The 12,400-nt window shown below is 74.4% G+C and carries 10 protein-coding genes; 2 read left to right on the forward strand and 8 right to left on the reverse strand.

Annotated elements, in window-relative coordinates:
• Positions 1–21: 21 nt before the first annotated feature.
• From ACFYWQ_RS03110 to hrcA, 6 genes are all read right to left on the reverse strand, one after another.
• Positions 22–3,273, reverse strand: a complete 3,252-nt coding sequence (locus ACFYWQ_RS03110; RefSeq protein WP_389512240.1) for a S41 family peptidase — start codon at positions 3,271–3,273, stop codon at positions 22–24.
• Positions 3,274–3,361: 88 nt separating this feature from the next.
• A complete protein-coding gene (locus ACFYWQ_RS03115; RefSeq protein WP_389512242.1) occupies positions 3,362–3,973 on the reverse strand; it encodes a hypothetical protein in 612 nt (203 codons plus the stop codon).
• A 339-nt stretch (positions 3,974–4,312) separates the two neighbouring features.
• Positions 4,313–5,059, reverse strand: coding sequence for a 16S rRNA (uracil(1498)-N(3))-methyltransferase (locus ACFYWQ_RS03120; protein ID WP_389512244.1), 747 nt, complete (start codon positions 5,057–5,059; stop codon positions 4,313–4,315).
• Positions 5,056–6,144, reverse strand: a complete 1,089-nt coding sequence (locus tag ACFYWQ_RS03125) for a nitronate monooxygenase (protein WP_389512246.1) — start codon at positions 6,142–6,144, stop codon at positions 5,056–5,058. The genes ACFYWQ_RS03120 and ACFYWQ_RS03125 overlap by 4 nt, the downstream gene beginning before the upstream one ends.
• A gap of 226 nt (positions 6,145–6,370) precedes the next feature.
• The gene (dnaJ, locus tag ACFYWQ_RS03130; RefSeq protein ID WP_389512248.1) at positions 6,371–7,507 is read right to left on the reverse strand and encodes a molecular chaperone DnaJ; all 1,137 of its coding nucleotides are present in this window, start codon (positions 7,505–7,507) and stop codon (positions 6,371–6,373) included.
• Positions 7,508–8,524: a heat-inducible transcriptional repressor HrcA gene (gene hrcA / locus ACFYWQ_RS03135; RefSeq protein WP_389512250.1), complete on the reverse strand. Its 1,017-nt coding sequence runs from the start codon at positions 8,522–8,524 to the stop codon at positions 7,508–7,510.
• 163 nt (positions 8,525–8,687) lie between these two features.
• Here hrcA and ACFYWQ_RS03140 point away from each other — a divergent pair, with 163 nt between their 5' ends.
• Entirely contained in the window at positions 8,688–9,419 is a 732-nt protein-coding gene (locus tag ACFYWQ_RS03140; protein WP_389512251.1) for an MBL fold metallo-hydrolase, read from the forward strand.
• A 46-nt stretch (positions 9,420–9,465) separates the two neighbouring features.
• Positions 9,466–10,344 carry a DUF3097 domain-containing protein gene (locus tag ACFYWQ_RS03145; RefSeq protein ID WP_389512253.1) on the forward strand — a complete coding sequence of 293 codons (879 nt, stop codon included), beginning with the start codon at positions 9,466–9,468 and terminating at the stop codon, positions 10,342–10,344.
• On the opposite strand, the gene ACFYWQ_RS03150 is transcribed toward ACFYWQ_RS03145, so the two are convergent.
• Together ACFYWQ_RS03150 and hemW are read right to left on the reverse strand one after the other, a co-directional pair.
• Complete coding sequence (locus tag ACFYWQ_RS03150; RefSeq protein ID WP_389512254.1) at positions 10,313–10,891, reverse strand: Uma2 family endonuclease; 579 nt, start codon at positions 10,889–10,891, stop codon at positions 10,313–10,315. The genes ACFYWQ_RS03145 and ACFYWQ_RS03150 overlap by 32 nt on opposite strands.
• A gap of 100 nt (positions 10,892–10,991) precedes the next feature.
• Positions 10,992–12,224 carry a radical SAM family heme chaperone HemW gene (gene hemW / locus ACFYWQ_RS03155; RefSeq protein ID WP_389512257.1) on the reverse strand — a complete coding sequence of 411 codons (1,233 nt, stop codon included), beginning with the start codon at positions 12,222–12,224 and terminating at the stop codon, positions 10,992–10,994.
• Positions 12,225–12,400: the final 176 nt, after the last annotated feature.

The raw sequence follows: 12,400 nt of genomic DNA on the forward strand, positions 1-12,400 counted from the left end.
CCTTCGCGGGGTGGGTGGGGCTCACGGGAGTGCGGGGGGTGTTTTGGCTGGGGTTTGTTCCAGGGCGGCCAGGGCCAGGCGGATCGCCTCGTCGAGTTGGGGGTCTCGGCCCGCCGCGTGGTCCTGCGGGCGGATGACCACCTCCACGTCGGGGTCGACGCCGTGGTTCTCCACGCCCCACCCCTGGCCCTCCAGCCAGATCGCGTACTTGGGCTGGGTGACCAGTGTGCCGTCCACCAGGCGGTAGCGGCTGTCGATGCCGATCGTGCCGCCCCAGGTCCGGGTGCCGACCACCGGCCCGATCCCGAGCGCCTTGACCGCCGCGTTGACGATGTCCCCGTCCGAACCGGAGAACTCGTCGGCGACGGCGACGACGGGCCCCCGGGGCGCGTCCTCGGGATAGCTGGACGGCCGCATCCCGCGCGGCACGTCCCAGCCGACGATGCGCCGCGCCAGCTTCTCCACCACCAGCTGGGAGGTGTGCCCGCCCCGGTTCTCCCGCACGTCGACGACGAGCCCCTCGCGGGCCACCTCGACGCGCAGGTCGCGGTGGATCTGCGCCCAGCCGGGCGCCTGCATGTCGGGCACGTGGAGGTAGCCGAGCCGCCCGCCGGACTTCTCGTGCACGTACGCCCGGCGGTCCGCGACCCAGGCGTGGTAGCGCAGCGGCTCCTCGTCGTCGACCGGGACGACGACGGCGTGCCGCGGCTCGCCCCCGCCGGACGGCGAGATCGTCAGCTCGACGGCCCGGCCCGCCGTACCGACGAGCAGCGGTCCGGGCCCGGTGACCGGGTCCACCGGATGCCCGGCGACGGCGACGATCGCGTCACCGGCGCGCACGGCCACCCCGGGCGCCGCCAGCGGCGAGCGGGCGTCGGGGTCGGAGGTCTCCGCGGGCAGGATGCGGTCGATGCGCCAGCCGCCGTCCTCGTGGCGGGAGACGTCGGCGCCGAGCAGGCCCTGGCCGCCGCCGTGGCCGCGGCCGCCGGCCGGGACGACGTAGGCGTGCGAGGTGCCGAGTTCGCCGTGCACCTCCCACAGCAGGTCGACCAGGTCGTCGTGGGTGGCGATCCGGTCCAGGACGGGCCGGTAGCGGTCCAGGACGCCGTCCCAGTCGACGCCGCCGAGGTCGGGCCGCCAGAAGTTGTCCCGCATGACGCGGCCGGTCTCCTCGTACATCTGCCGCCACTCGGCGGCCGGGTCGACCGTCTGGCGGACGCGGCCGAGGTCGACGGTGACGTTGGTGTCGCTGTCCTCGTCGCCGGAGGCGCGCCGGTCGGCGGGAACGACCCTGAGCTTGCCGTCGGACCACAGCAGCAGCCGCTTGCCGTCGCCGCTGACCTCGAAGCCGTCGACGTCGGCGGCGAGGTGATCCAGGCGGTGCTGGGCGAGGTCGTAGCGCTCCAGCTCGGTGTGCGGGTCGGGGGCGTCCGGCGTGGCGCGGGAGGCGCCGAGGACCCCGCGCACCGGATGGCGCAGCCACAGCACGCCGTCCTTCGCCGCGCGCAGCCCGGAGCAGCGGCCCGCCTCCACCGGGAACGGGATGATCCGGTCGGCGAGCCCCTCCAGGTCGACACGGGTCGCCGGGGTGCCCTCGCTGTCGGGGGTCTCGTCCTTGTCGGACGTCTCGAAGGGGCGGCCGTGCCGCTGCGGGCCGAACGGCGAGGGCGTGGTGGCGGCCAGGGTGATCAGGTGCGGCCGGGCGCCCGCGAGGAAGGAGAGGTCGAAGGCGTGCTGGTCGTAGACCGGGTCGAAGGCGCGCGTGGACAGGAACGCCAGGTGCTTGCCGTCGAGGGTGAAGGCGGGCGCGTAGTCACGGAAGCGCAGCGGGGTCGCCTCGGTGACCGACAGGTCGGTGGCGTGGGCGAGCTTGATCTGGCTGAGCGGACGCGGGCCGGGGTGCGACCAGGCCAGCCAGCCGGAGTCGGGGGAGAAGACCAGGTCGCCGACGTCACCGTCCTCGCTGCGGTCGACCTCGCGGACCTCGCCGCTCTCCCGCTCGACGAGCAGCAGCCGCCCGTCGTGCGCGGCGACGGCGGCACGGCTGCCGTCCGGGGCCATGGCGAGCTCCAGGACCCGGCCGAGCCGTCCGGCGGCCAGCCGGCGCGGCGCGGCCCCCGGGGCCGGCCCGGTGGCGGGCGCGAACTCCAGGGCGTCCTCGCCCTCGGCGTCCGTCACCCACACCACCCACTCCTCGCCGTCCGCGCGGAAGGTCCGCGGCAGCCGGGCCCGCACCCCGGGTTCGGCGGCGAGCGCGCGGGCGGGCCCGGAGCGGTGGGTGACCCAGTGGACGGCGCCGCGCACCTCGACGGCGCTGCCGCGCGCCGTGTGGTCGGGGGCGGCGGTACCCAGCCAGCGGGCGGCGCTCACCGGGTACGGCCGCCGGTCGGTGCGCTGCCCGCCGAGCCGCACGTCGAGCCGGCGCGGCTCGGCGCCGTCGAGGTCGTCGAGGACCCACAGCTCGCCGGCGCGGACGTAGACGACGCGCCGGCCGTCACCGGCGGCGTGCCGGGCGTAGAAGCCGTCGAGAGGGGTGTGCCGCCGCAGGTCCGATCCGTCGGCGAGGGAGGAGTACAGCGCCCCGGTGCCCTCGTGGTCGGAGAGGAACGCGATCCTCCCCGACTCCGGGCTTCCTTCGAGCGGGTCGCCCCCCGTCCCCACCCACACCGGGTCCTCGATGTTCCCGTCGAGGTCGTCGTGCAGCCGTACGAACTCGCCGGCGCCCTCCCCGTCGTGGGCGTCCCGCTCGATCCACAACCTGCCCGCCGTACCGCCCCGGTAGCGCTTCCAGTGGGCGGCCTCGCGGCCCATGGACACGGTCAGCAGCACGGTGCGCGGGCCGTGGGCGACGGCGCCGACGGGCCCGTACGGCAGGGTGGCCGCCGGTCCGCCGTCGAGCGGGACGGCGCGCGCCCAGGTGCGGCGCGTGCTCGCCTGGTCGTGGGAACTGAGCACCAGGACCTGGCCGTCGGGGGTCCAGCCGCGCACCTGGGTGCGCCAACTCCCCCAGTACGTCAGCCGGGTGGCGGGGCCGCCGTCCACCGGCGCGACGTGCACCTCGGGGGCGCCGTCGCGGGTGGAGGTCCAGGCGACGGTGGTGCCGTCGGGCGAGATGCGGGGCAGGGAGACCGGCACGTTGTCGGCGCTGACGCGCCAGGCGCGGCCGCCGTCGAGGGGCGCGAGCCACACGTCGTCCTCGGCGGTGAAGGCCACCGACTCGCCGTGCAGGTGCGGGAAACGGAAGTACGCAGCAGGCGTCGCGGACTGTGTCACCCGATCACTCTAGGCAAGGGCGGGTGCCGCCGACAGGGGTACGGATCGTTCCCGCGCCGCTCACGCCCCCGCGCGACCCGTCGTCGCGTCACTTCTCCTGCGCGGGGCCGCAGTCGGTGCCGTCCTGGCACCAGAGGGTGCGCGTGACGGTCACGGTGACCGTCGGCCGCCCCGGCTCCGCGGGCTGTGCGGGCCGCGTGGGCTGCGCCGAGGCCGGCGGGGCGACGGGCGAGGGCGTCGCGGAGGCGCAGTCGCCGAGCCCGGCGACCCGGAACAGCTGCTTGTCCCCCACGACCGCCCGAAGGTCCCCGCGCACGCAGGAGCCGTCGACCGCGCGCGTGACCTGCCCGTCGACCGTGATGTCCCGCCCGTCGCCGGTCTCGCCCTCACAGTCGACGGAGGCGACGGAGGTGGCGGTCTCCGCACCGGAGCCGCCCGTCCCGCCGTCGCCGTACTCGCCGGTGCACGTCAGCCACCGCACGTCCACGTCCCGCCGTTCGATCTCGGCCGTCGCCGTCTCGTCGGTCGTGTACGCCACGCTCGTGGCGCTCAGTCCGCCCGGCTCGCACGCCGCGACCCCGCCCACGGCCACGACCGCGAGCCCCGCGACGGCCACCGCGCGCAGCCGGTACGGCCTGCCCTGCCCCCGTGTGTACGGCAGGCCGTGCGGCCGGAGCCGGATCCGTCCGGAAACCCCCATGCGGGGCAGCCTGCCACCGTCACGGCGGCCGCGGTAGGGCACATACCGCCACTCGTCACCCGCCCCCTACCGTGCTCCCACGAGCTCCACCCGCCGCGTCCGCCCCCTCGCCGACCGGGCGGACGGCGCGGGGGCGGACGAGCGGCGCGGGCCGGACAAGCGGCGTCGGTCGGGACGAGCGCCGTCGGTCAGGACGAGCGCCGTCGGTCAGGACGAGCGGCGTCGGTCAGGACGAGCGGCGTCGGTCAGGACGAGCGCCGTCCACCGGCACCGGCGCCGTCCGTCGGGACGGGCGCCGTCCGTCGGGACGGGCGCGGCCCGCCGGAACGTTGCCGTGCGTCAGGACCAGCGGCCGGTCCGGCCCAGGACCAGGGCGGCGGCGGCCGTACCGGCGGTCGACGTCCGCAGCACGCTCCGCCCCAGCCGGTACGCCTGCGCGCCGGCCTCCTCGAAGAGTGCCAGCTCGTCCGGGGAGACGCCCCCTTCGGGGCCCACGACGAGGACGATCTCGCCCTCGGCGGGGAGCGGGACGGTGGCCAGGGGCGCGCTGCGGTAGTCGCGGTCCTCGTGGAGCACGGCGGCGAAGTCGGCCCGCGCCAGAAGGTCCGCGACCTGCCGGGTGGTCGCCGCGTCGGCGACCTCGGGGAAGCGGACCCGGCGGGACTGCTTGCCGGCCTCGCGCGCGGTGGCCCGCCACTTGGCGAGCGCCTTCAGCCCGCGTTCGCCCTTCCACTGCGTGATGCAGCGGGAGGCCGCCCACGGCACGATCGCGTCGACGCCGGTCTCGGTCATCGTCTCGACGGCCAGTTCGCCCCGGTCGCCCTTGGGCAGTGCCTGCACGACGGTGATCCGCGGCGACTGGGGCGGCTCCTCCGCCACCTCGGTCAGACCGACCGTCAGCCGGTCCTTGCCCTCGGCGGCGAGGACCTCGCCGTGCGCCCAGCGGCCGGCCCCGTCGGTGAGGACGACCTCCTCGCCGGGCCGCAGCCGCTTCACCGACACGGCGTGCCGGCCCTCGGGCCCGTCCAGGACGAACTCGGCCGGTGCGGGCGGCAGTTCCTCGACGACGAAGACGGGCGCGGTCATCGTCCGCCGCTCCCGTCGGCCGCGCCGGCCGCCATCGCCGCGCGTGCCGCGTCCAGTTCGGCCGCCAGCACCTCCACCAGCTGCCCGGCGGGCAGTTCGCGGGCCATGCGGTGGCCCTGCCCCGCCCACAGTGCCATGCCCTGCGCGTCGCCCGCCTTGGCGGCCGCCTTGCGCAGCGGCGACGTGAGGTGGTGGACCTCCGGGTAGGCGGCGGGCGCGTACGGGCCGTGCTCGCGCAGGAAGCGGTTGACCAGACCGCGGGCCGGGCGGCCGGAGAAGGCGCGGGTCAGCGCGGTGCGGACGAACAGGGGGTTCGTCAGCGCCTGCTTGTGCACGGCGGCGGCGCCGGACTCGGGGGTGGCGAGGAAGGCCGTGCCCAGCTGGGCGGCGCTCGCGCCGGCCGCGAGGACCGCGGCGATCTGGCTGCCCCGCATGATGCCGCCGGCCGCCACCAGCGGCAGCCGCACGGCCTCGCGGACCTGGGCGGTCAGGGACAGCAGACCGATGCCGGAGCCGTCGTTCTCCGGGGCGTCGCGGTGGGTGCCCTGATGGCCGCCGGCCTCCACGCCCTGCACGATCACCGCGTCCGCGCCCGCCCGTTCCACGGCCACGGCCTCCTCGGCGGTGGTCGCGGTGACCAGCGTGAACGTTCCGGCGCGGCGCAGCGAGGCCAGCACCTCCGGGGTGGGCACGCCGAAGTGGAACGACACCACCGGCACCGGGTTGTCCAGCAGCACCGCGATCTTCGCGTCGTAGCCGTCGTCCCGGCCGCTGTCCGGGTCGCCCAGTTCCGTCGCGTACCAGGAGGACTCGCCGGCCAGCTGGTGGGCGTAGACCTCGACGGCGCCGGTCTCCGCGTAGGGGGGCTGCGGCATGAAGACGTTCATGCCGAAGGGGCGGGCGGTCAGCCCCCGCATCTGCTTGATCTCCTGGTACATGCCGTCGGCGGTCTTGTACCCGGCGGCCAGGAACCCGAGCCCGCCGGCCTCGGACACGGCGGCGGCGAGCTGCGGAACGGAGACGCCGCCCGCCATGGGCGCCTGCACGATCGGGTACGGGAAGAGATCGGTCAGTGCGGAGGACATGACGGCATGTTGTCACGTCCCCCGGACAAGTCCGAATCGGCCTTCCCCACGGCACCTCTTCAGCAGGGGCCGCACAGTCAGCCCGTCCGGCGCTTGAGGACGAGGCCCGTCCAGGGCCGAAACGGGGGCCCGGGGGCAGAGCCCCCGGAGACGATGGGGGAGGGAAGGGGCGGCGGGGGCGGAACACCCCCGACGCCCACCACCCGTCACCGCCCGTTGAACGCCGTCACCGCCCGTTGAACGCGTCCTTCAGCCGCGAGAACAGCCCCTGCTGCCCCGGCTGGAACTGCCCCTGCGGCCGCTCCTCCCCCCGCAGCTTGGACAGCTCGCGCAGCAGCCGCTCCTGCTCCGGGTCCAGCTTCGTCGGCGTCTGCACCTCGACGTGCACGATGAGGTCCCCGCGGCCGCCGCCGCGCAGATGCGTGACGCCGCGCCCGTGCAGCGGGATCGACTGGCCGGACTGGGTGCCGGGCCGGATGTCGACCTCCTCCAGGCCGTCCAGCGTCTCCAGCGGCACCTTGGTGCCGAGGGCCGCCGCGGTCATCGGGATCGTCACCGTGCAGTGCAGGTCGTCGCCGCGCCGCTGGAAGGTGTGGTGCGGCAGCTCGTGGATCTCGACGTACAGGTCACCGGCGGGTCCGCCGCCCGGGCCGACCTCGCCCTCGCCGGCGAGCTGGATGCGGGTGCCGTTGTCGACACCGGCCGGGATCTTGACCGTGAGGGTGCGCCGCGACCGGACGCGTCCGTCGCCGGCGCACTCCGGGCAGGGCGTGGGGACCACGGTGCCGAAGCCCTGGCACTGCGGGCAGGGGCGCGAGGTCATGACCTGGCCCAGGAAGGACCGCGTCACCTGCGACACCTCACCGCGTCCGCGGCACATGTCGCACGTCTGGGCGGTGGTGCCCGGCGCGGCGCCCTCGCCGCTGCAGGTGGAGCAGACGATGGCCGTGTCGACCTGGATGTCCTTGGTCGTGCCGAAGGCCGCCTCGTCGAGTTCGACCTCCAGCCGGATCATCGCGTCCTGGCCCCGGCGGGTGCGCGAGCGCGGGCCGCGCTGGGACGCCGTGCCGAAGAACGCGTCCATGATGTCGGAGAAGTTGCCGAAGCCGCCGGCGCCGAAGCCGCCCGCGCCACCGCCGCCCGCCTGCGAGAGGGGGTCGCCGCCGAGGTCGTAGACCTGCTTCTTCTGCGGGTCCGAGAGCACCTCGTAGGCGGCGTTGATCTCCTTGAACCGCTCCTGGGTCTTCGGATCGGGGTTGACGTCCGGGTGCAGCTCGCGTGCGAGCCGCCGGAAGGCCTTCTTGATCTCTTCCTGCGACGCGTCGCGGCGCACGCCGAGAACGGCGTAGTAGTCCGTGGCCACTTACGACTCCGCCAGGATCTGTCCGACGTACCGTGCCACTGCGCGTACCGCTCCCATCGTTCCCGGGTAATCCATGCGGGTCGGTCCGACCACGCCGAGCTTGGCGACTGCCTCGCCGCCCGAACCGTAGCCGACCGACACCACGGAAGTGGAGTTGAGTCCCTCGTAGGCGTTCTCGTGGCCGATGCGCACGGTCATGCCCGAATCGCCCGCCTCGCCCAGGAGTTTGAGGAGCACGACCTGCTCCTCCAGGGCCTCCAGGACGGGCCGGATGGTGAGGGGAAAGTCATGTCCGAAGCGGGTGAGATTGGCGGTGCCGCCGATCATCAGCCGCTCCTCGTTCTCCTCGACGAGGGTCTCCAGCAGGGTGGAGAGCACCGTCGAGACCGTGCCGCGGTCCTCCGCCTCGAAGGCGTCGGGCAGGTCCTCCACCAGCCGCGGCACGTCCGCGAAGCGGCGGCCCGCGACCCGGCTGTTCAGCCGCGCCCGCAGGTCCGCCAGCGAGGACTCGCCGAACGGTGCCGGGCAGTCCACCATCCGCTGCTCGACCCGGCCGGTGTCCGTGATGAGCACGAGCATCAGCCGGGCGGGCGCGAGCGACAGCAGTTCCACGTGCCGCACGGTGGACCGGGTCAGGGACGGGTACTGCACGACGGCGACCTGCCGGGTGAGCTGCGCGAGCAGCCGTACCGTGCGGGCCACGACGTCGTCGAGGTCGACGGCGCCGTCGAGGAAGTTCTGGATGGCCCGCCGCTCGGGGGCCGTCATCGGCTTGACGCCGGCCAGCTTGTCGACGAACAGCCGGTAGCCCTTGTCGGTGGGGATGCGCCCGGCACTGGTGTGCGGCTGGGCGATGAACCCCTCGTCCTCCAGGGCCGCCATGTCGTTGCGGACCGTCGCCGGGGAGACGCCGAGGTTGTGCCGCTCGGTGAGCGCCTTGGAACCGACCGGCTCCTCGGTGCCCACGTAGTCCTGGACGATGGCCTGCAGTACCTGGAGCCTTCGTTCACTCAGCATCGCGCGCACACCTCCAGTCGATCGTCCCTGGCGCTCTGCCTGGCACTCTTCACTTCCGAGTGCCAGCGTTCCCCGGCCCAGTGTACGGCGGTGGGGTACACCCGCGGCAAGGTCGGTTCCGTGGCGGCTCTCACGGGCGGGCCGTCACCGCTAGCGTCGCGGTATGACGGTGACTTGGGAAGAGCTGGGGTGGGAGCGGGTCGCGGCCGGGGTCGGGCGGTGCCGGCTGCCGGGCTGGGACTGCACGGCGGGGCTGGTCGTCGGGGCCGGCGCGGCCCTGGTGGTCGACGCGGGGTCGAGCCTCGCGGAGGGGGCCCGGCTGCGGATGCGGGCGGAGGAACTGGCCGGCGGGCGTGTGACCCATCTCGCGCTCACCCATCCCCACTTCGACCACGTCTTCGGGGCGGCGGCGTTCGCGGGCGCGGAGGTGTACGCGGCGGTGGGCGCGGAGACGGTGCTGACCCGGCGGGGGCGCGGGGCCGAGGAGCTCCGGGCGGACGCGGTGCGCAACGGGCTCGACGAGACGGCGGCGGCGGAGGCCGTGGACACGCTCGTACGCCCCCGCCACCTGGTCTCCGGGGAGTGGACGCTCGACCTGGGCGGTGGCCGGCAGGTGCTGCTGGCGAACCTGTCTCCCGGGCACACGGCCCACGATCTGGCGGTCCTGGTGCCGGGCTCGCCGGAGGTGGTGTTCTGCGGCGACCTGGTCGAGGAGTCCGGCGATCCGCAGGCCGGCCCGGACGCCGTGCCGTCCCACTGGCCGGCCGCCCTGGACCGGCTGCTGGACCTCGGCGGGGCGGACGCCCTGTACGTGCCCGGTCACGGGGCGGTGGTGGACGCGGGGTTCGTGCGGCGGCAGCGGGACGAGCTGGCGGCGCGTTTCGGCGTGTCGTGAGCCGTCGGGGGCACTTCGGGGCGCGGCTTCTCCTATCGTCATCCGAATGCGCCCACCCGTCTCCCGCCACCGCCCTTCCCACGAGGGCCCTACGGGCCCGCGCCCTCGTACGTACTCCGCCGATCTGACCCCTCCCTGGAAGAAGCAGCAGCCGGTCCCCGAGGTCGCGGCGGAGCCCGGCCTGGTGGTGGAGGAGCCCGGCACCGGTTTCTGCGGCGCGGTGATCCGCTGCGAGGCGGGCACGGTCACCCTGGAGGACCGCTTCGGCAAGCACCGGGTGTTCCCGCTGGAGCCGCGGGGCTTCCTGCTGGAGGGCAGGGTGGTGACCCTCGTGCGGCCCGCCTCCGGGCCCGTACGCCCCACCCGCACCGCGTCCGGTTCGGTCGCCGTGCCCGGCGCCCGTGCCCGGGTGGCCCGCGCCGGCCGCATCTACGTCGAGGGCCGGCACGACGCCGAGCTGGTCGAGAAGGTGTGGGGCGACGACCTGCGGATCGAGGGCGTGGTCGTGGAGTACCTGGAAGGCGTGGACGACCTGCCGTCGATCGTGGCGGAGTTCGCGCCGGGGCCGGACGCGCGGCTGGGCGTGCTGGTGGACCACCTGGTGCCGGGTACGAAGGAGTGGCGGATCGCCCAGTCGGTGACCAGCGAGCACGCGCTCGTGGTCGGCCACCCGTACATCGACGTCTGGGAGGCGGTGAAGCCGTCGTCGCTGGGGATCGCGGCCTGGCCGCGCGTGCCGCACGGGCAGGACTGGAAGACGGGGGTGTGCCGGGCGCTGGGGTGGCCGTCGGAGAACACCGGGGCGGTGTGGCAGGCGATCCTGAAGCGGGTGGGGTCCTACAAGGACCTGGAGCCGGAGCTGCTGGGGCGGGTGGAGGAACTGATCGACTTCGTCACGGCAGGTGGTGACGCCGGACTCCGGTAAGGGTTCCGAACTCGCTGGTGTCCAGTTCGAGGCCGAGCGGTTCCAGCGGAAGAGGGTCACCGAACTTCGTGATGCGCTGCGCTCGATAGTCAGCGATCTCGCCCACACCGACGGGTTCGCTGAGCAGAACGCAGTGCGCGACGATCGGATCGATGATCAAATAAGCGGGAATCTTGCCCGCCGCGTAGATGGACCGCTTGACCCCGTAGTCCCGGTCGACGCTCGTCTTGGACACCACCTCGACCACCAACGTGATCAACTGGGACGGCAGCAGACGCCCCGAGCCCGGGGCAACACCTCGTTCCAGCACCAACAGGTCCGGCACCGGCTCACTGGCCTCGTCGAGGATGTCCACATCCGTCGTCTGGAGCCGTTCCCAGTGCTTGCGCGGGATCTGGTCCTGGACATCCGCCACGATCCGGTTGTGCACCAGATCGGGAGTGGCCATCATCACGATTTCCCCCCGGAGAAGCTCGACCTTGACGCCCTCCGGAGGCTCGAACTCCTCGAAGAACCTGGTCATCCCGCGCTCGTCCACAGCGGTCATCTCCGTGGCCCTCCACATCCGCCGCGTCCTTTTGGCGGCAGCCTACGAACCAGGTTAGGGACCGAACCCCCGTTCCGCAGGGATTCACTCGCCGGGGTGATCAGTCCACCAGGTCCCGCACCACCGCGTCCGCCAGCAGTCGCCCCCGCAGGGTCAGCACCGCGTGCCCCTCCCCGAACGGGCCCTCCTGGAGCAGCCCGTCCGCCAGCGCCCGGCGTGCCGCCGCGAGGCCCGCCTCCCGCAGCAGCGACAGCGGCACGCCCTCCCGGAGCCGCAGCTCCAGCAGGATCCGCTCCACCCTGCGGTCCTCGTCCGACAGCAGCTCCCGTCCGGCGCCCGGCGACCGTCCGTCCGCCAGCGCCGCCGCGTACGCGCCCGGATGCTTCACGTTCCACCAGCGCACGCCGCCGACGTGGCTGTGCGCGCCGGGGCCCGCGCCCCACCAGTCGGCGCCCCGCCAGTACAGCTCGTTGTGCAGGCAGCGGCCCGCTTCCGAGGTGGCCCAGTTGGACACCTCGTACCAGTCGTAGCCCGCGGCCGACAGGGTCTCCTCGGCGATCAGGTAGCGGTCGGCGTGCACGTCGTCGTCCGTCATCGGGACCTCGCCGCGGCGGATGCGGCGGGCGAGCTGGGTGCCTTCCTCGACGATCAGGGCGTACGCGGAGACGTGGTCGGGACCGGCGCCGAGGGCCGCCTCCAGGGAGGCCCGCCAGTCGTCGTCGGACTCCCCCGGGGTGCCGTAGATCAGGTCCAGGTTGACGTGCTCGAAGCCGGCCCCGCGGGCCTCCGCGACACAGGCCTCGGGCCGTCCGGGCGTGTGGGTGCGGTCCAGCACCTTCAGCACGTGCTGCCTGGCGCTCTGCATGCCGAAGGAGATCCGGTTGAAGCCGCCCCGGCGGAGGGTGTCCAGGTAGGCCGGGTCGACCGACTCCGGGTTCGCCTCCGTCGTGACCTCCGCGTCGGCCGCGAGCCCGAACTCGTCCCGGATCGCGCCCAGCATCCGCACCAGGTCACCGGCGGCCAGCAGGGTCGGCGTACCGCCGCCGACGAACACCGTGCGGACCTCGCGCGGGTCGTCGCCGAGGACCTTGCGGGCGAGGCGGATCTCGTCGATCAGGGTGTCGGCGTAGTTGTCGCGGGAGGCGAGGACACCGCCGGTGCCGCGCAGCTCGGTGGCGGTGTAGGTGTTGAAGTCGCAGTACCCGCAGCGGGTCGCGCAGTACGGGACGTGCAGGTAGAACCCGAGGGGGCGGTCGGCGGCCCCGGCGAGCGCGGACGCGGGCAGCGCGCCGTCGACGGGGACGGGCTCGCCGTCGGGGAGAGCGGAAGGCATGTCTTCCATTGTCCCGTACGGCCGGGGCGGGCCGCGTCGGCCGCGGGCGTCCCCCATCCGCGGGCGTCCCCGTCCGCTGACGCCGTCGGCTGCGGACGCCGTCGGCTGGTGCGCGCCGTCGGCCGGTGCGCGCCGTCGGCCGGTGCACGCCGTCGGCCGGTGCACGCCGGAAGGGC

The organism is Streptomyces sp. NPDC003247 (genome assembly GCF_042888135.1).
Classification (GTDB): Bacteria; Actinomycetota; Actinomycetes; order Streptomycetales; family Streptomycetaceae; genus Streptomyces.

What these genes read in the sequence shown, in the direction of transcription:
- ACFYWQ_RS03125 (WP_389512246.1), bottom strand. Translation starts at nt 6,144, where the DNA reads ATGTCCTCCGCACTGACCGATCTCTTCCCGTACCCGATCGTGCAGGCG.
- hemW (WP_389512257.1), bottom strand. Translation starts at nt 12,224, where the DNA reads ATGCCTTCCGCTCTCCCCGACGGCGAGCCCGTCCCCGTCGACGGCGCG.
- ACFYWQ_RS03115 (WP_389512242.1), bottom strand. Translation starts at nt 3,973, where the DNA reads ATGGGGGTTTCCGGACGGATCCGGCTCCGGCCGCACGGCCTGCCGTAC.
- ACFYWQ_RS03145 (WP_389512253.1), top strand. Translation starts at nt 9,466, where the DNA reads ATGCGCCCACCCGTCTCCCGCCACCGCCCTTCCCACGAGGGCCCTACG.
- ACFYWQ_RS03140 (WP_389512251.1), top strand. Translation starts at nt 8,688, where the DNA reads ATGACGGTGACTTGGGAAGAGCTGGGGTGGGAGCGGGTCGCGGCCGGG.
- hrcA (WP_389512250.1), bottom strand. Translation starts at nt 8,524, where the DNA reads ATGCTGAGTGAACGAAGGCTCCAGGTACTGCAGGCCATCGTCCAGGAC.
- ACFYWQ_RS03150 (WP_389512254.1), bottom strand. Translation starts at nt 10,891, where the DNA reads ATGACCGCTGTGGACGAGCGCGGGATGACCAGGTTCTTCGAGGAGTTC.
- ACFYWQ_RS03120 (WP_389512244.1), bottom strand. Translation starts at nt 5,059, where the DNA reads ATGACCGCGCCCGTCTTCGTCGTCGAGGAACTGCCGCCCGCACCGGCC.